Source organism: Roseibium sp. MMSF_3412, assembly GCF_030733265.1.
Lineage (GTDB): Bacteria > Pseudomonadota > Alphaproteobacteria > Rhizobiales > Stappiaceae > Roseibium.
Genome location: NZ_JASHJI010000009.1, coordinates 208,856 through 226,530, shown reverse-complemented (window position 1 = coordinate 226,530; position 17,675 = coordinate 208,856). Strand labels below are relative to the sequence as shown.

The window sequence follows — 17,675 nt, the reverse complement described above, 5'->3', positions numbered from 1 at the left end:
GGCTCCATGCTGCACGACCTGCACGGCTCCGCCGCCTACCGCGCAAACCTCGTCACCGTCATGGCAAAACGAGCCGTACAAAAAGCAGGCTGACAAATACACCTCATCGTCATCCTTGTGGGAGCCCGGTTCGTAAGAGAACCGGGCTTTCGTTTTTTCACGGGAATACAAGGAAAAGGTCACACAATAAGTGTGATATAGACCGCGGAACGAAAATCCGGTTTGTGCTAGAACGATGGGTGAATTTGGGAAAACCAGAATTTTTGGCCCATAAAGGGACACAAATTCGTCTAATGGATGCATTGGGACGAGTCGGTGACTTTCAGATCGGGCGGCAAGAGGCCGAAAGGCGGGACAGAGGTATAAATGGCGGTATCAAATCAGCGGGCACCCAAAACCGGTGCTCCTCGGGAAAATCCCGTCGCGGTAGCCTTCCGGCCGATCCGGTCGGCATTCTGGGGGGTGGCGATCGTCAGTTTCGTCATCAACATCCTGATGCTCACCGGCCCGGTGTTCATGCTTCAGATCTACGACCGGGTCCTTGCGAGCGGCTCCGTCCCGACTTTGGTCGTGATCGGGTCCCTGGCAATCGTGCTTTACGTTTTCTATGGCATCCTGGAAGGCGTGCGCGGACGCATTCTATCGCGTCTCGGTCAGCGCGTTGACGCGCGGCTGTCCGGTATCGTCTACAAGGTATCCAACAGTCTGCCGGTGCGGTTGGGCCGCAAGTCGGCGCGCCTTCGGCCGGTTCAGGATCTCGACACAATCCGCCAGTTTCTGTCCGGACCGGGGCCGGCGGCCATTTTCGATATCCCCTGGCTGCCGCTCTATCTCGGCATCGTGTTTCTGTTCCACCCGCTTCTGGGGGCCGTCGGATTGGCCGGGGCAGTCATTATCTCGATCCTGATCGTGGCAAACGAATACATGTCCCGCGGACCGACCGAGGATGCGGCCGGTCAGTCTGGGCGCAGAACCGCGGCGGTTGAAAGCGGTCAGCGCAATGCGGAAGTCGTTGCTGCCATGGGCATGCAATCGACCCTCACGGCCCGCTGGGATGCGCAGAACACGGAATACCTGGCCACACAGCGCCGCGCCTCCGACACGACGGGTGTTTTCGGGACGGCCATCAAGACGATACGCTTCATCCTGCAGTCGGCCATTCTCGCTGTCGGTGCCTGGCTGGCCATTCAGCAGGAAATCACACCGGGTGTGATGATCGCGGCGTCGATCATGACCTCTCGCGCCCTGGCTCCGATCGAACAGGCTGTGGCCCAGTGGCGCGGTTTCGTCGCCAGCCGCCAGGCTCTGCGCCGCCTGCGCGAAGTGCTCCAGGTTGCCGATGCGGAGGAGCCCAAGATGGATCTTCCGCAACCGTCCAAGGGCATTACGGTGGAACAGGTCTTTTGCGGTCCTTTCGGTGAGCCGACACCTTACGTTCAAAACGTCACGCTTGATCTGCAGGCTGGAGACGGTCTGGGCGTGATCGGCCCGTCCGGGTCCGGCAAATCGACATTCGCGCGGGCTCTTGTGGGCGTTACCACACCGCTGCGCGGTGTGATCCGGTTCGACGGCGCGGAGCTTTCCCAGTGGGAAAGCAAGAAGCGGGGAGAATTCATCGGATACCTGCCGCAGGACCTGCAATTGTTCGACGGCACGATTGCCGAAAACATTGCCCGGTTCCGCGAAGACGCCGCACCGGAAAAAATCATCGAGGCGGCAAAGCTGGCCGACGTCCATGAAATGATCGTGGCGCTGCCGGAAGGATACAACACGGTCATTGGCAGAAGCGGGCGCTCCCTGTCCGCCGGGCAGCGCCAGCGGCTGGCGCTTGCGCGGGCGCTTTACGACAATCCGTTCCTGGTGGTTCTGGACGAGCCCAATTCCAATCTGGACGCGATCGGTGAAAGTGCGCTGACAAATGCCATCAAGGCGATGCGCGAAAAAGGTTCGATCGTTGTCGTGATCGCCCACCGTCCGAGTGCGATTGCAACGGTCGACAAGATCCTATGCCTCAAGGAAGGCAAGATGGCCGGGTTCGGTCCAAAGGAAGAAGTCCTGAAACAGGTTGTGCAACCCGTTCAGCCGATGCGCCAGGGAGCAGGAGCGGCCCGATGAAGAACTCAGATTCCATGAAGCATGCAGCGGCTGCCAATCCGGCCGACGAAGAGCTCAGCAAAACCGTTCGCAAACATCTGTTCTTCTCGCTGTTTGTCACGATTTTTGTTGTTGTCGGTATCGGTGGCTGGGCAACCTTTACCGAGATCTCCGGTGCCGTCGTCTCCTCCGGCACGGTCGTGGTGGAGAGCAACATCAAGCAGGTCCAGCATCGGGAAGGCGGCATTGTCCGCCAGATCAACGTCAAGGATGGAGATCTGGTTGAATCCGGTGATCTGCTGCTCAGTCTCGATGACACCGTCACGAGAGCCAACCTTGCCGTCATCACGAAGCAGCTCCGCGAACTGACAGCGCAGGAACTGCGCCTGGAAGCGGAGCGCGATGAATTGCGCGCGATTTCCTGGCCCGGGGACCGCATTGAAAGCCTGGGCGATATCGAACGCGGCCAGCAATTGCTGCTGGAAGCGCGCCAGAATTCGAAGGAAGGCCGCAAGAACCAGCTTGAGGAACAGATCCGTCAGTTCAACAAGCAATCCGAGGGGCTGGAGGCGCAGGTGACGGCCAAGGACTCCGAGATCGAGTTGATCAAGGAAGAACTGGCCGACCTTGACGGTCTGCTGAACAAGCAGCTGGTGTCCAAGAGCCGCGTATCGGCGCTGCGCCGGGAACAGGCGCGGCTTTCCGGAGAATATGGCGACCTCATCGCCCAGATCGCGCGAACCAAGGAGGCCATCAGCGAACGGCAGATCCAGATCCTGCAGATCGAGGAATCCTACCGCGCCGAAGTGCTGGAGCAGCTTCAGGAAGCGCGTTCGCGCATTGCGCAGCTGGAAGAACAGAAAATCGCGGCGGAAGACGAACTGACCCGTGTCGACATCCTGGCGCCGCGCAGCGGATTTGTGCACCAGCTTTCGGTTCATACGATCGGCGGCGTGGTCGCTCCGGGTGAAACGGTCATGCAGATCGTCCCGCGCGAGGATCAGCTCATTATCGAGGCACAGGTGCAGCCTGTCGACATCGATCAGCTTGCGCCTGGACAGGAAGCCAGGATCCGCTTTCCGAGTTTCGATCAGAGAACGACGCCCGAACTCAATGCAAAACTGCTTACGGTGGCTGCCGACCTGACCCAGGATGAACGGACAGGGTTGAGCTATTACACGGCAAAACTGGTCATTGACGACGCCGAAATGGAAAAACTCGGTTCCCAGACACTGGTCCCCGGCATGCCGGTCGAGACGTTCCTGCAAACGGGAGAAAGAACGGTGCTGAGTTATCTGGTGAAACCGGTCACGGACCAGATTGCGCATGCGATGCGCGAGCGATAATTCCTGTATATAAATGTCAAACATGAAGGGAGGCCGGCCAGCCTCCCTTTTTCGTCAGAGCACAAGCACGTCCACCGGCGACCCGGCTTTCAGCGCCGGCGCGTGCGGCGGTCTGACGATGAGAGCCCCGGATCTTGCCAAAAGGGCGAGCATTGAACTGTCCTGCTTGGAAAACGGAGTGGCGACGAGCCGTCCGCCGGCATCTTCATGCAATGTGGCGCGTATGTAGTCCTGACGCCGGTCGTTTTCGGGCAGATCACCTCCGAGTATTGCGTGTTTCGGGGCGGACGTACCGGCGGAGGAACCCAGCATTGCGTGGATCAACGGCTTGAGAAACAGCAACCCGCAAACCAGGCTGGAAACGGGATTTCCGGGCAGACCCAGAACCTTTGTGGTACCCAGCCTGCCAGCCATCAGCGGCTTTCCCGGACGCATTGCGATGCGCCAGAAGGCCAGATCCATGCCTTCCTGGCCGAGAACGTCCTGCACCAGATCGTGGTCACCGACCGATGCGCCACCGAGCGTGACCAGAATATCGGCCTTTTCGGTGATTGCCCGGCGAACGTGATTGGCAAGTTCAATCGGATCATCCGGCGAAATGCCAAGGTCCAAAGGTTGGCCGCCGCAATCTTCAACGAGGCCTGCAATACCGGCGTGATTGGAGGCAATGATCTGATCCGGACCCGGTTCCGCACCTGGCCGCACCAATTCGTCGCCGGTTGCGAGTATGGCCACTTTCGGCCGCCTGACGGCGGGAATGTCCGGGAAGTTCATGGCAGCTGCGAGCGCAAGGTGGCGATATGTCAGTTCAAGCGGCGGCTCAAGAAGAACCTGGTCCTTTTGAAAGTCGAGGCCGGCAGGGCGTACAAATGCACCTTGCGCAGGAATTTCCAGTACGGAAATACGGTTGCCGTCTGTTTGCGCGTTTTCCTGGATGAGGACTGTGTCGGCACCTTCCGGCAAAGGCGCACCGGTAAAGATGCGAACGGTCTGGCCCTTTGCGACCCGACCGGAAAAGCCATGGCCCGCAGGTGCTTCACCGATGACATCGAGTTTGGCGTCTCCGCCGGCAACGTCCTCGTGCCGGATTGCGTAGCCGTCCATTGCCGAGGCAGCAAAGGGCGGCTGTGTGCGCTTTGAAACCAGGTTTTCGGACAATGTCCGCCCGTTTGCCTGTTCCAGCGGGACATGTTCCGTTTCAAGCTTTTCAACGTCCGACAGGAGCTTTTGCAGCGCCTCGGCGACAGGCATCAGGCTCATCAGGTGCCGCCTTCGCTGCCGTCTTTTTCGAGCGTCCAGTGCCCGGATTTGCCGCCAGCCTTTTCGACCAGGCGTATGTCACCGATCACCATGCCCCGGTCGACCGCCTTGGCCATGTCGTAGATCGTCAGGCAGGTGAGGGAACAGGCCGTCAGGGCCTCCATTTCAACCCCGGTCTGTCCGCTGACCTTGGTCGTGGCCGTCACGACCAGCCCGGGCAGCGTTTCGTCCGGTTCGATATCCACCTTGACCTTTGACAGCATCAGCGGATGACAGAGGGGGATCAGTTCATGGGTTTTCTTGGCAGCCAGAATGCCGGCGATCCGTGCGGTGCCGATCACGTCACCCTTCTTTGCGTTTCCGGAGCGGATGAGCTCCAGGGTCTCGGCGCGCATTGTCACCGATCCGCGCGCAACCGCGATCCTGTGGGTGTTTTCCTTTTGCGAGACGTCGACCATGTTGGCAGCGCCCGCGTCATCAAGGTGCGTCAGTTTCCGGTCTTGCTGGGACATGGTGTTTCAGACCGCCGCGGAAACAGGCGAGCGGGACAAGAGATCCCGGGTGGCACCTGCGACATCGCTCTGGCGCATCAGGCTCTCGCCGATCAGGAACGTGGATATCCCGGCCTTGTTCATGCGGGACAGATCGTCCGGCGTGAAGAGACCGGATTCGCCGACGATAATCCGGTCGCCAGGCACCTGTGGGGCCAGAGCTTCGCTGGTTTCGAGGCGGGTTTCGAAGGTCTTCAGGTTCCGGTTGTTGATGCCAAACAGTCTTGAAGACAGTTTGAGCGCGCGCTCAAGTTCTTCCTGGTTGTGGACCTCAAGCAGAACGTCCATGCCGAGCTCAAACGCCGTCTCTTCAAGCGCCCTGGCAGTATCGTCATCGACGGCCGCAAGAATGATCAGGATACAGTCGCCGCCCCATGCACGGGCTTCGTAGACCTGATACGTATCATACAGAAAATCCTTGCGCAGCGCCGGCAGAGACACAGCGTCCCGGGCTTTGGTCAGAAATTCCGGTCTGCCCTGAAACGACGGCGTGTCCGTCAGCACCGAAAGGCATGCAGCGCCGCCGTCTTCGTAGGCCTTTGCCAGAATCGGCGGGTCAAAATCTTCCCTGATCAACCCCTTTGACGGGCTGGCCTTCTTGATTTCGGCAATCAGCGCGTAGTCACCGGCTGCATGCTTTGCCTCTATTGCGGCCTGAAAGCCGCGGGGAGGTGACTGGTCGGCAATCCGGTCCTTGAGATTTTCAAGGGATATGGCCGCCTTGGCAGCAGCGATTTCTTCGCGCTTGTAGGCTTCTATTTTCTGGAGGATGTCAGACATTGTCCTACCCGTTTGATGCCGCGACCAGCTTTTCCAGTGTCTGGGCGGATGTGCCGTCGTCGATGCTTGCCGCCGCCATTTCAACACCTTCCTTCAGGTTCTTTGCCTTGTCGGCGACCATGAGAGAAGCCGCGGCGTTGAAAAGGACGATATCGCGGTAAGCGTTCTTTGCACCTGCAAGAACCTGGCGCAGGGCCGCTGCGTTTTCTGCGGGCAGCCCGCCTTTCAGGTCCTCGGCCCTGGCAAGCGGCAACCCTGCATCCTCAGGTGAGATCTCGAATGCGGCGACGGTACCGTCCTTGAGTTCACTGACATATGTGGGGCCGGTGGTGGTGATCTCGTCCATGCCGTCGGATCCATGTACGATCCAGGCTTTTTCCGATCCCAGTTCCTTCAGGGATTGGGCAACCGGATCAAGCCATTTTTTGGCGAAAACACCGACCATCTGACGCTTGACGCCCGCAGGGTTCGAAAGCGGGCCGAGGAGATTGAATATTGTCCGCGTGCCCAGCTCCATGCGCGTCGGTCCGACATGCTTCATGGCCGCATGGTGGAGCGGTGCGAACATGAAACCGATACCCGCCTTGCGGATACAGTCCGAAATCCTGTCCGGGGCGATGTCGATATTCACCCCAAGTTCGGAGAGCGCCTCGGCGGCCCCGGACTTGGATGAAAGGGATCGATTGCCGTGTTTGGCGACCGGTACACCGCATCCTGCGACGACGATCGCGGTACAGGTTGATATGTTGTAGCTGCCGGAACTGTCGCCGCCGGTGCCGACGATGTCGATTGCGTCGTCCGGGGCGTCCACGGTGAGCATCTTGGAGCGCATCGTAGCCACCGCGCCAGTCACCTCGGCCGTGCTCTCACCGCGCACCCGAAGCGCCATCAGGAACCCGCCCAGTTGCGAGGGCGTGGCCGAACCAGACAGGATGACATCAAATGCCTGTCTGGCTTCTTCCGGCGTCAGGGTGTGACCATCTGCGACCTTGGCGATGAATTCCTTGAAAGTGGTCATGATCGTCGTCCGTTCCGGGTCAGGTCACTGCGGGTTCAGACCGATTGCCTGCGAAATACCGACCTCGTTAACCTCGACACCTGCCTCGTTCTGCCGGTCGGTGATGAACTGACCGAGAAGTGAATCGCTCATTTGCTGAGACAGCTGCTCGTTGAGAGCTGCGTTGGCCGAAGACGTCGCATCGAAATCCGGAACGGCCACCTCAGCCACCTTGAAGACAATCCTTTGCCCGTTGGCGGACGTGGCCACGGCACTGGTGCCGAGCGGGCCACCGAATACGGCTGTCATTGCCTCCGCGCCGAAGTCACCGGAAGGTGCATTGCGGGCAAGGTTCTCAGCCCGCTTGACTTCCAGTTCCGCTTCGCCCGCGAGGGTCTCCAGCGGTGTACCGCCCGCAAGCCGTGTCTGGATTTCTTCTGCCTTCTCGCTCAGCCGCGTCCGAGACTGGTCTGCTTTCCAGGCCGTGATGACATCGTTGCGGACTTCGTCGAGTGTCTGATCGCGTTCCGGGATCACATTGTCCACCTCGTACCAGAGGAACCCCTGGTCACCGAAAGGGAGAACATCGTTCTCAATCCCGACGTCACTTTCAAACACAGCCCTCAGCAAACCCTCGGCAGCCGGAAGTTCAACATCGTCGCCGGATGTCGACTTGCCCGACTGATCGAAAGCGGCAAGTGTTTCGACCGGGAGCGAAAACCGGTCCCCGACTTCATCGAGCAGCGCTCCGCCGGCGCGCGCATCTTCAACTTCGTCAAGCAGGTCAAGGATTTCGCGTTCTGCCTGTTCGGCTGCCAGATCCTGGATGATTTCGTCCTTGACTTCATCATAAGGGCGCGTGCTTTCCGGCAGCACTTCCTCCACATTCAAGATGACCGTCGAGAACCGGCCTTCCACGGCGCCGCTCGTTTCACCCTGGCCAAGCGAGAAGGCTGTGTCCCCGAGCGTTTCATCGAGAAAGTCGTCCTTGGACATGGTGCCAAGGGTGACGTCGTTGTTGCTCAATCCACGTTCGCCCATCAGGTCTTCGAAGGTCTTGCCAGCTTCGATCTCCGCGGCAGCTTCCTGCGCGGCCTCGCTGGAGGGAAACGACATCTGGCGCACCTTGCGCCGCTCGGGCTGGAAGTAGCGTTCCGCCCTTTGCTCGTACTCGTAGCGGGCGTCTTCCTCTGCGATGTCATCGGGTCTGGCAACCGTTTCCGGGGTCAGGGAGAGGATCTTGATTTCCCTGTATTCGGGTGCGCGGAAATCGGGCTTGTTCTCGTCGAAATAGGCCGTCAGCACCGGGTCTGTCGGTTCTTCGATTTCGCCAATGTTCGCGTCTGTCAAAAGCACGTAGTCGGCGGACCTTGTTTCGAACTGATAGGCGGAGAGAGCTTCCAGGTAACTGACCGGTGCCCTCAGGTTTCCGGCAATACCCTGCGACAGCTGATTTCTTTCCGCCGTGTGACGCCGTTGCACGACATATTCGTCTTCCTGATAACCGTAGGCGCGCAGAACCTGATCGAGCCTGGCGCGTTCGTAGCGGCCGCTCGGGCCACGGAAGGCCGGGTCCGACTGGATGAGCGTCGCAAGGCGCTGGTCCGAAACGCCCAGTTTCAGATCCTGAGCCGTGTTGCTCAGCGCTGCCTCGGCAATCAATCTTCCGAGAGCCTGTTGCGGAATGCCGAGCGCGGCACCTTCCTCGGCCGTCAGCGGCCGGCCGAATTGCTGCGCCAGCCGGTTGAGATCCTGGCGGTAGGTGCGGTCGAATTCGAATATACTTACTTCGGTCTCGCCGACCTTCGCAGCCGTGTTCTGACCGAAGCCCTGCAGGAAGTCGGTGACGCCCCAGATGGCGAAACTAAAAATCAGCAATGCGATAAACAGTTTGGCAACCCAGGTGCCGGCGCCTTTGCGCAGTGAGTCAAGCATGAAGACTTCCGTTTTATTTTCTTGTCCAAGGCCGTATTCGGCGATGCTCTACCAGGCCGCTTTGACCGGGGCGGGCGGATCATAATGACGTGGCGGCTTCCCCGCAAGACGGTCGGGAACAAAGTTCGAAGAAGAAAGAATGGTCCGCAAACCAAGGTGATTGCAACGCGGTTACGCATCTGCTCTAAAAGCGCCAGTTCCATCATCGGATATCTGGGAGACGAAAACAGATGAGCGCCAATATCAAGCCGCTTGTGGCCGGCAACTGGAAAATGAACGGGTTGCGCGCCAGCCTTGCCGAATTCCACAAGATGAAGGCCGGCTTGAGCGACGAGATGGCCGACTCCGTGGACACGATGATTTGCGCCCCCGCAACGCTCGTTGCGGCGCTGGCGGAGGTTGCGGGAAAAGGCGCGCCGGCCGTCGGCGGGCAGGATTGCCATGCGGCTGCCTCCGGTGCCCACACCGGAGACACTTCTGCCGAAATGCTCAAGGACGCGGGTGCAAGTGCCGTGATCGTCGGGCATTCCGAGCGCCGGACCGATCACGGGGAGACCGATGCTGACGTAAACGCCAAGGCCCGGGCCGCCTGGCGCGCGGGCCTGATTGCAATCATCTGTGTTGGCGAGACGGAGGCCGAACGCAAGGCCGGGCAGGCGCTCGATATCGTCAAATCACAGCTGGCCGGTTCTGTTCCCGATGGCGCGACCGCAGAAAACAGTGTCATAGCTTATGAGCCCGTGTGGGCTATCGGAACCGGACTGACACCGACAGCCGCAGACGTGGAGGAAATGCACACCGCCATGAGGGAAACCCTGGCGGCGCGCTTCAGCGGTGAGGGAAGCGCCATGAAACTGCTCTACGGGGGATCGGTCAAACCGGCCAATGCGGCTGAACTCATGTCCGTCAGCAACGTGAATGGAGCGCTTGTTGGCGGGGCAAGCCTGAAGGCGGACGATTTTCTCGGCATCCTGGCGGCCTATTCCTGAGCGCCCTGCACTTGAAGCTTTCGTCGCGAAGTCGCAATTGAAGGGTAGAAAGCGCGCGCCGACTGGTGTAGAAGGCCGCCAAACCCGAAATACAGATAGAATGGCATTCGATGGAAACCGTAGTCATCGTTATCCACCTTATGGTCGTGTTGGCCCTGGTGCTGGTTGTCCTCCTGCAACGCTCTGAAGGCGGCGCACTCGGTATTGGCGGCGGCGGTGGCGGCGGCGGCCTCATGTCGAGCCGCGGCACTGCAAATGTTCTGACGCGGGCAACAGCGGTGCTTGCCGTTGCATTTTTTGCAACATCGCTGACGTTGAGCCTCATCGCCCAGAACGAAGAAGCACCGAGCTCCATTCTCGATGCCGCACCCGCTGCAATTGACGGTGCTCCGGCAGGTACTGACGGCGCTCCGAGCGGCTCCGGCGGCATTCTCGATCAGCTGAGACCCCAGGGCGAGCCCTCCGGGCCGCAGGTGCCGGCCGCGCAATAAGCGCCTAGGCCACTTCCAAAGACATCTGCCCTGCGGCTTTGCCCGCAGGGTATTTTTATGTGTTGAGAACGCAACTCCCGAGTGGCCAAACGGCGCTCGGCAAGGATATGGTATTGGTCCATGGCGCGATATATTTTCATCACCGGCGGCGTGGTTTCCTCGCTTGGAAAAGGTCTGGCATCAGCGGCTCTGGGGGCATTGCTCCAGGCGCGCGGCTACAAGGTCAGGCTCCGCAAGCTCGATCCCTACCTGAACGTGGACCCGGGCACCATGAGCCCGTATCAGCACGGCGAGTGCTTTGTGACCGATGACGGGGCGGAGACCGATCTCGACCTGGGTCACTATGAGCGTTTCACCGGCCGGCCCGCCAATCAGCAGGACAACATCACAACAGGCCGGATCTACCAGAACATCATCGCAAAGGAACGTCGCGGCGACTATCTCGGCGGCACGGTTCAGGTGATCCCGCATGTGACCGACGCGATCAAGACCTTCGTCCTGGACGGGAACGAGGGTTATGATTTTGTTCTGGTCGAGATCGGCGGAACCGTCGGCGATATCGAAGGCCTGCCGTTTTTCGAAGCGATTCGTCAGCTCGGCAACGATCTGCCGCGAGGGGACGTGGTTTATGTCCACCTGACCCTGATGCCATACATTCCGAGCGCCGGGGAAATGAAAACCAAGCCGACACAGCACTCGGTCAAGGAACTGCGTTCGATCGGCATTCAGCCCGACATCCTCATGATCCGCTGCGACCGTCCCATCCCAGAAACGGAAAAACGCAAGCTGTCCCTCTTTTGTAACGTGCGGGAGAGTGCCGTCATTCCGGCCTATGACGTCAAATCGATCTACGACGTGCCGATTGCCTATCACCAGGAAGGGCTTGACGACGAGGTGCTGGCGGCATTCGGGCTCAAGGGCGCCCCGGCACCGGTGCTTCAGCGCTGGCAGGACATCTCGCAGGCCGTGGCCAATCCCGAGGGGGAGGTCAAGATTGCGATTGTCGGCAAATACACCGTTCTGAAAGACGCCTACAAATCTCTGATCGAAGCGCTGGTACATGGCGGTATCGCAAACCGGGTGAAGGTCAACCTGGAATGGATCGAATCGGAAACCTTCGAAAAAGAGGATCCGAGCCCCTATCTGGAGGGCGTTCACGGCATTCTGGTTCCCGGCGGTTTTGGCGAGCGCGGAGCGGAAGGCAAGATTGCGGCGGCGAGTTTCGCCCGCAACCGGAAGATCCCCTATTTCGGGATCTGCTTCGGCATGCAGATGGCGGTGCTTGAAGCCGCGCGCAACATGGCCGGGATCACCGACGCCAATTCCACCGAATTCGGCCCGACGAGCGAGCCGGTTGTCGGACTGATGACGGAATGGACCAAGGGCAATGCCAAGGAAATTCGGAACGAAGACGGCGACCTTGGGGGTACCATGCGGCTCGGCGCTTACCCGGCAAGTTTGAAGCCGGGTTCGAAGATTGCCGAGATCTATGGTGAAACGAGCGTTTCGGAGCGTCACCGGCACAGATATGAGGTCAATATTGGCTATCGCAGTCAGCTTGAAGATTGCGGTCTGATCTTTGCCGGAACGTCTCCAGACGGCATTCTCCCCGAAACCGTTGAAATTGCGGACCACCCCTGGTTCATCGGCGTGCAGTATCATCCCGAGCTGAAGTCGCGTCCGTTCGAGCCGCACCCGCTGTTTGCATCGTTCATCGGGGCAGCGCTGCAGCAGAGCCGTCTGGTTTAAGCCGACTTACCGGGAGGGGATGTCTTGCTAAGAGGTCTGGACCATATTGTCGTTGCCGTGAATGACCTGGACGCCGCAGGCCGGGCCTATGAAGCGCTCGGCTTTACCGTGACGCCTGAAAACAGACACCCCTGGGGGACCGCCAACCGGCTTATTCAGTTTGATGGATTTTTTATCGAACTGCTCAGTGTGGCCGAACCGGATCTCATAACGGAAACGGTCGGCAGGCAGTTTTCCTTCGGAGCCTTCAATCAGACGTTTCTCGCCAAACGTGAAGGCGCCAGCATGCTGGTGATGGACAGCCGGGATGCGGGCGCGGACAGGCAGGACTTCGAGAAAGCAGGGCTGTCCCTGTTCGACCCGTTTTCGTTTGAACGCGTCGCGCACCTGCCTGACGGATCGACTGCAAACGTTGCGTTCGACCTGACGCTTCTCCAGGACCCCTTAAGTCCCGGGATCGGCTATTTCACCTGCCACAACAAGTATCCGGAAAACTTCTGGAAGCCGGCGTTTCAGTCACACATAAATGGTGCAACAGCGATCAAATCGATCTACCTGATTGCCGAGGACCCGTCCGACCATCATGAGTTCCTGGGTGGTTTCACCGGTCAGAGGGAAATGCGTGCAACAAGCCTGGGGCTTGAGGTCGAAACCGCTCGGGGCAGGATTTCGGTTCTTAATCCGGCAGCGTACCGGGCTCTGGTCGGCGAACCTGCTGCCGAGGCCCTGCAGGGCGACCTTCCGCAACTTGCCGCAATAGAGATCGGGACGGATGCAGCGGACAGAACCGGAGTGTTTCCCGCAACCGGATTGCATGGCCTCACGGTGATCCTGTCGGCGGAAGAAAGCTGACCTGCGCCACATTCTCAACGGACCATTGGGAAAACAACCAAGGGCGATTGCGGATTGAAAACGCAACGTTAGACGATCGTGTGCCCTGAGCGGTGTGACATGAAAATTCGCTTGTTGAATCAATCAGTCCTTTTATAGTGAACTCCGATCAAGCGCGCGACCCTAAGGTCTGACAGCGGAGTTCTCGAATGCCATTTCAGCGTATTGCTTCTCGTTCCCGTCATCTTCTCCTAGCTGCTGCCGCACTCAGCCTGCTCGCAGCCTGTTCGGATGATTCGAAGCAGGCCGAGGCTCCGCCGGCGCCACCACCTTCAGTCACGGTCGCCAAGGTTGCCTCGCAGGATGTGCGCCAGAGTGAATCCTTCGTCGGACAGATTGCAGCGGTCGATCAGGTTGACCTGGTCGCCCGCGTAAGCGGGTTCCTTGAGGACAAGGCAGTCCCGGACGGGTCATTCGTGAAAAAGGATGACCTGTTGTTCACGATCGAGAAGGCCGAATACGAGGCACAGCTGACAAAGGCAAAAGCGGACCTTGCCAGCGCAAAGGCGGACGCAGCCCTCAAGGCCGCCGATGAAAAGCGGGACAAGGACCTGCTCGACAAGGGGCACGTCTCGGAAGCTGCCTACGAGGCGACACTCGCGCAGAAACAACAGGCCGAGGCATCGGTTGAAGCCGCGCAATCCTCGCTGCAGCAGGCAGAACTCAACCTGAGTTACACCGATATTTCCGCACCGTTTCCCGGGCAGATCGGCAAGAGTACTTTCAGTGTCGGGGAACTCGTCGGTCCGAACACCAGCTCACTCGCCAAGTTGATCAGGCTAGCACCGGTCTATGTCAACTTTTCCGTCAGCGAAGCTCAGTATCTGAACGCAGTCCAGACGCACAACATCAGCCCGGCCGATCTGTCTCCCGATGAAGCGCCGTCCATCAGTCTCGTGCTTCCCAACGGCGACAAGTACGGAGAGACCGGGAAAATCGTCTATATCGACAACGAGATCGATGCCACGACGGGCACGATTTCCTTCCGCGGTCAATTCGACAACAAGGACGTTCGCCTGCTTGCCGGAACCTACGTGACCGTGCTTCTGGAAGCACCGAACACGGAGACCGCTCTTGTCGTTCCCCAGGCGGCGATCCAGCGTGATCAGCAGGGTGCGTTTGCTCTAGCTATCACGTCAGACAAGAAGGTCGAGCAGAAATACGTCGAACTCGGTCAGCAGATAGGGACGAATTTTGTCGTCACGAAGGGGCTGTCGGAAGGCGAAGAAGTCATAACGGAAGGTCTGCAAAAAGTCCGTCCGGGTGTCGAGGTCGACCCCGTCCTCGCGTCCCAGCCGGCGGAGCAGAGCTAAATGTTTTCTCGCTTTTTTATCTACCGGCCAAAATTTGCGCTGGTGATTTCCATTGTCATCACGATCGCCGGTATTCTCGGCTATGTGTCGCTGCCGGTTGAGCAGTTTCCGAATATCACACCTCCCGTGGTGAACGTGTCGGCGACCTATACGGGCGCCAATGCCGAGGTTCTGGAGGAAACGGTCGCAGCTCCGATCGAGGGGCAGGTCAACGGCGTCGACGACATGATCTACATGCAGTCGACCAGTAATGACAGCGGCAACTACTCGCTCAACGTGACCTTCGCGGTCGGGACGGACCCGGACATTGCCACGGTCAACACGCAGAACCGCGTATCGCAGGCGACCAGCCAGCTGCCGAGCGAAGTGACCGCGAACGGTGTGACCGTTCAAAAAGCCAGCACCAATATGCTGCTGGTGATCACGCTTTATTCGCCGAACGGCACCTATGATCCCGTATTCCTGTCGAATTACGCCTCGATCAACCTGAAGGACTCGCTTGCGCGTGTTCAGGGTGTTGGCCGCGCGGATGTGATGACGGATTTCGCCTACGGCATGCGCATCTGGCTTGATCCGGACCGCCTGACCAGCCTCGGCATGACCCCGACAGACTTCATTGCGGCGGTGCAGGACCAGAACATCCAGGTCGCCGCGGGTCAGATCGGCGCACCGCCGGTACCGGACGGGCAGCAGTTCCAGTACACGATCAAGGCGAAGGGCCGGCTCGCGACACCGGAAGAGTTTGAAGACATCGTTCTGAGAACCGGTGAGGACGGGGCGATTGTGAAGATCGGGGATGTGGCCCGGGTCGAACTCGGTGCCCAGTTCTACAACGCCTCCGGTGAGTTCAACGGCCAGCCTTCCACCGTTCTCGCGATCTATCAGGCACCTGGTGCAAACGCGCTGCAGGTTTCTGAAAACGTTCTTGCCCGCCTGGAAAACCTTGCGCAGGCATTTCCGGATGATGTCGAATATGCCGTTCCCTTCAACACGACGGACTTCGTGCAGGCATCGCTGGACGACGTGATCGCGACACTGTTCCTGACGTTCCTGCTGGTTGTGTCCGTGGTGTTCATTTTCCTCGGAAACTGGCGCGCAACGATCATTCCGACCGTTGCCATCCCCGTGTCTCTGATCGGAACGTTCGGTGTGCTGCTTGCCCTCGGCATGTCGCTCAACACGATTTCCCTGTTCGCGCTGGTCCTGGCGATCGGCATCGTGGTCGATGACGCGATTGTCGTCGTGGAAAATGTGGAACGCATCATTGCGGAGGAGGGGCTCGCCCCCAAGGAAGCCACCGCCAAGGCGATGGAGCAGATCACCAGTCCCGTTATTGCAACGACGCTGGTGCTGCTCGCCGTCTTCGTGCCGACGATCTTCATGCCCGGCATTACCGGCCGGCTCTATTCACAGTTCGCCGTAACGATTTCCGTATCGGTCGTGATCTCGTCGATCAACGCCCTGACGCTGTCGCCGGCCCTCTGCGGTCTCATCCTGAAGGCGCGTTCCGGCCCGCCAAAAGGGCTCATGGGCCTGTTCGACCGCGGCATTACCGGTGTGCGCGACGGCTATACGGCCATCATCCGGCGCCTTGTGCGCGTTGCCTTTGTCGGCCTGATCATCGTTGCGGGTGCGATTGCCGTGATCATGTCGCTCGGCAGCACCTTGCCCCAGGGCTTTCTGCCGTCGGAAGATCAGGGCTACCTGATGGTCGATGTGCAGCTTCCGGACGGTGCCGCCCTTCAAAGGACGGAAACCGTGACCGAGCGCGTGGTTGAACTGACGCAAGCGGTTCCGGGCGTTGAGAACGTCGTTATCGTGAACGGCTATTCGATCCTGAACGGCGCGACCTCGTCCAACGCTGCGCTCGTGATTGCAACAATGAGCAACTGGGAAGAGCGGCAGGAACCGAACCTCCGAATCAATGCCATTCTGGCGAAGTTCTGGGCCGATTTCTCAACGATACCGGGTGCCAATATCATCGCCTTCAACCCACCGCCGATCCCCGGTCTCGGGACGACCGGCGGCGTTCAGATGATGATGCAGCAAACGGGTGGCGGCACGCCGCAGGATCTGGCGTCCGCGGTCGGGTCGATGGTCTATTCGGCGAACCAGAGCCCCGATATCGCGCGGGCCTATTCGACTTTCCGCGCGAATGTTCCTCAGGTGTTTGTCGACCTTGACAGGGAAAAGGCCAAGACGCTCGGGATCGGTGTTTCCGATGTCTTCACGACGCTGCAAGCCTATCTCGGTTCGTTCTATATCAACGACTTCAACATCTTCGGGCGTGTCTACAAGGTCATGATCCAGGCCGAAGGGCAGTATCGCGACAAGATCGAGGATATCGGCCGGCTTTACGTCCGGTCCCAGGACGGCACCATGGTGCCGCTGCGCAGCATCCTGACAACCGAGAACGTGCTCGGTCCGCAGATCCTGACACGCTACAACATGTTCCGTGCTGCGGCCGTCATGGGTGATCCGGCCCCGGGCGCGTCGACCGGTGTTGTCATCAACGAAATGGAATCGGCGGCCGAAGAAGCCATGCCGCCGGGATACACCTATGAATGGACGGGTACGGCGCAGCAGCAGCAGGGTGCGAGCAACATCGTTCTGTTCATTCTGATGCTGTCGATCCTGTTCACCTATCTCTTCCTGGTGGCCCAGTATGAAAGCTGGTCAATGCCTGTCGCGATCCTCATGTCCGTGTCCTTCGCGATCATGGGGGCGCTCGTGGCGGTGTTCGTGACCGGTGGGGACGTCAACCTCTATACCCAGATCGGCATGATCATGCTGGTCGGCATGGGGGCGAAAAACGCGATCCTGATCGTGGAATTCGCGATGGAGCAGCGTGATACCGGCAAATCGATCATGGAGGCTGCCACCGAGGCTGCCCATCTGCGTTTCCGCGCGGTGATGATGACGGCGCTCTCGTTCCTGCTCGGCGTGGTGCCGCTGATGACGGCGTCCAGCGCCGGTGCGGCCAGTCAGAAGGCCATCGGGTTCGCCGTCTTTGGGGGCATGCTGTTCGCGACCGTGATCGGTGTCCTGATGATCCCCGTGCTCTACGTCTGCCTTCAGTACATTCGCGAGAAAGCCAAGAAGATGCTCGGCGGGCAGGGACATGTCAGCCGGAGTGCGCCGGCCGGGTAAAGAGACCTCAGGATGGCTGAAAAGTGCGAAACCAGGTGAGATTGCCCGTTCGGTTGGTGAACAAATATACGGCGCTTTCACCTGGCAGGCGATTTCTGCTTGTTCAAGTGCCTTTCGCGGTTGTCGCAG

13 protein-coding genes and 1 pseudogene are annotated in these 17,675 nt (G+C 59.4%); 9 read left to right on the top strand and 5 right to left on the bottom strand.

All coding sequences use genetic code 11. The features are described 5' to 3' along the window. The 3 genes and pseudogenes from RBB49_RS17430 to RBB49_RS17420 all read left to right on the top strand — a co-directional run. Positions 1 to 93, top strand: a pseudogene (locus RBB49_RS17430) (carbon monoxide dehydrogenase); the annotation flags it as partial. A 273-nt stretch (positions 94 to 366) separates the two neighbouring features. Next, the gene (locus RBB49_RS17425; RefSeq protein ID WP_306144120.1) at positions 367 to 2,115 is read left to right on the top strand and encodes a type I secretion system permease/ATPase; all 1,749 of its coding nucleotides are present in this window, start codon (positions 367 to 369) and stop codon (positions 2,113 to 2,115) included. Further along, complete coding sequence (locus tag RBB49_RS17420; RefSeq protein ID WP_306144119.1) at positions 2,112 to 3,440, top strand: HlyD family type I secretion periplasmic adaptor subunit; 1,329 nt, start codon at positions 2,112 to 2,114, stop codon at positions 3,438 to 3,440. The genes RBB49_RS17425 and RBB49_RS17420 overlap by 4 nt, the downstream gene beginning before the upstream one ends. Before the next feature lie 54 nt (positions 3,441 to 3,494). Here the strand turns inward: RBB49_RS17420 and glp are convergent, their stop codons facing one another. From glp to RBB49_RS17395, 5 genes are read right to left on the bottom strand one after another with little or no spacing between them, the layout of a single operon-like run. Continuing rightward, positions 3,495 to 4,700, bottom strand: coding sequence for a gephyrin-like molybdotransferase Glp (glp, locus tag RBB49_RS17415; RefSeq protein ID WP_306144118.1), 1,206 nt, complete (start codon positions 4,698 to 4,700; stop codon positions 3,495 to 3,497). Next, the gene (gene moaC, locus RBB49_RS17410; protein WP_306144117.1) at positions 4,700 to 5,212 is read right to left on the bottom strand and encodes a cyclic pyranopterin monophosphate synthase MoaC; all 513 of its coding nucleotides are present in this window, start codon (positions 5,210 to 5,212) and stop codon (positions 4,700 to 4,702) included. Before moaC ends, glp begins: the two co-directional genes overlap by 1 nt. Before the next feature lie 6 nt (positions 5,213 to 5,218). Further along, positions 5,219 to 6,031 carry an indole-3-glycerol phosphate synthase TrpC gene (trpC, locus tag RBB49_RS17405; protein ID WP_306144116.1) on the bottom strand — a complete coding sequence of 271 codons (813 nt, stop codon included), beginning with the start codon at positions 6,029 to 6,031 and terminating at the stop codon, positions 5,219 to 5,221. Positions 6,032 to 6,035: 4 nt separating this feature from the next. Next, a complete protein-coding gene (gene trpD, locus RBB49_RS17400) occupies positions 6,036 to 7,049 on the bottom strand; it encodes an anthranilate phosphoribosyltransferase (protein WP_306144115.1) in 1,014 nt (337 codons plus the stop codon). A gap of 24 nt (positions 7,050 to 7,073) precedes the next feature. Then, positions 7,074 to 8,963, bottom strand: a complete 1,890-nt coding sequence (locus RBB49_RS17395) for a peptidylprolyl isomerase (protein ID WP_306144114.1) — start codon at positions 8,961 to 8,963, stop codon at positions 7,074 to 7,076. Between the two features lie 230 nt (positions 8,964 to 9,193). Between RBB49_RS17395 and tpiA the strand changes: the two genes are divergently transcribed. The 6 genes from tpiA to RBB49_RS17365 all read left to right on the top strand — a co-directional run bounded on the left by tpiA (position 9,194) and on the right by RBB49_RS17365 (position 17,546). Continuing rightward, positions 9,194 to 9,952, top strand: a complete 759-nt coding sequence (gene tpiA / locus RBB49_RS17390; protein WP_306144112.1) for a triose-phosphate isomerase — start codon at positions 9,194 to 9,196, stop codon at positions 9,950 to 9,952. Between the two features lie 110 nt (positions 9,953 to 10,062). Then, entirely contained in the window at positions 10,063 to 10,443 is a 381-nt protein-coding gene (secG, locus tag RBB49_RS17385; RefSeq protein ID WP_306144111.1) for a preprotein translocase subunit SecG, read from the top strand. Positions 10,444 to 10,563: 120 nt separating this feature from the next. Continuing rightward, the gene (locus tag RBB49_RS17380; RefSeq protein WP_306144110.1) at positions 10,564 to 12,192 is read left to right on the top strand and encodes a CTP synthase; all 1,629 of its coding nucleotides are present in this window, start codon (positions 10,564 to 10,566) and stop codon (positions 12,190 to 12,192) included. Positions 12,193 to 12,216: 24 nt separating this feature from the next. Continuing rightward, entirely contained in the window at positions 12,217 to 13,044 is an 828-nt protein-coding gene (locus RBB49_RS17375; RefSeq protein WP_306144109.1) for a VOC family protein, read from the top strand. A 188-nt stretch (positions 13,045 to 13,232) separates the two neighbouring features. Beyond that, a complete protein-coding gene (locus RBB49_RS17370) occupies positions 13,233 to 14,396 on the top strand; it encodes an efflux RND transporter periplasmic adaptor subunit (RefSeq protein ID WP_306144108.1) in 1,164 nt (387 codons plus the stop codon). Beyond that, positions 14,397 to 17,546 (top strand): efflux RND transporter permease subunit, encoded by a 3,150-nt coding sequence (locus tag RBB49_RS17365; RefSeq protein ID WP_306144107.1) that lies wholly within the window; start codon positions 14,397 to 14,399, stop codon positions 17,544 to 17,546. It abuts the gene before it with no gap. The last annotated feature ends 129 nt before the right edge of the window (positions 17,547 to 17,675 follow it).

Excerpts from the sequence above, each read along its gene's own strand:
- RBB49_RS17425 (WP_306144120.1), top strand. The coding sequence starts at position 367 with ATGGCGGTATCAAATCAGCGGGCACCCAAAACCGGTGCTCCTCGGGAA.
- RBB49_RS17420 (WP_306144119.1), top strand. The coding sequence starts at position 2,112 with ATGAAGAACTCAGATTCCATGAAGCATGCAGCGGCTGCCAATCCGGCC.
- glp (WP_306144118.1), bottom strand. The coding sequence starts at position 4,700 with ATGAGCCTGATGCCTGTCGCCGAGGCGCTGCAAAAGCTCCTGTCGGAC.
- moaC (WP_306144117.1), bottom strand. The coding sequence starts at position 5,212 with ATGTCCCAGCAAGACCGGAAACTGACGCACCTTGATGACGCGGGCGCT.
- trpC (WP_306144116.1), bottom strand. The coding sequence starts at position 6,031 with ATGTCTGACATCCTCCAGAAAATAGAAGCCTACAAGCGCGAAGAAATC.
- trpD (WP_306144115.1), bottom strand. The coding sequence starts at position 7,049 with ATGACCACTTTCAAGGAATTCATCGCCAAGGTCGCAGATGGTCACACC.
- RBB49_RS17395 (WP_306144114.1), bottom strand. The coding sequence starts at position 8,963 with ATGCTTGACTCACTGCGCAAAGGCGCCGGCACCTGGGTTGCCAAACTG.
- tpiA (WP_306144112.1), top strand. The coding sequence starts at position 9,194 with ATGAGCGCCAATATCAAGCCGCTTGTGGCCGGCAACTGGAAAATGAAC.
- secG (WP_306144111.1), top strand. The coding sequence starts at position 10,063 with ATGGAAACCGTAGTCATCGTTATCCACCTTATGGTCGTGTTGGCCCTG.
- RBB49_RS17380 (WP_306144110.1), top strand. The coding sequence starts at position 10,564 with ATGGCGCGATATATTTTCATCACCGGCGGCGTGGTTTCCTCGCTTGGA.
- RBB49_RS17370 (WP_306144108.1), top strand. The coding sequence starts at position 13,233 with ATGCCATTTCAGCGTATTGCTTCTCGTTCCCGTCATCTTCTCCTAGCT.
- RBB49_RS17365 (WP_306144107.1), top strand. The coding sequence starts at position 14,397 with ATGTTTTCTCGCTTTTTTATCTACCGGCCAAAATTTGCGCTGGTGATT.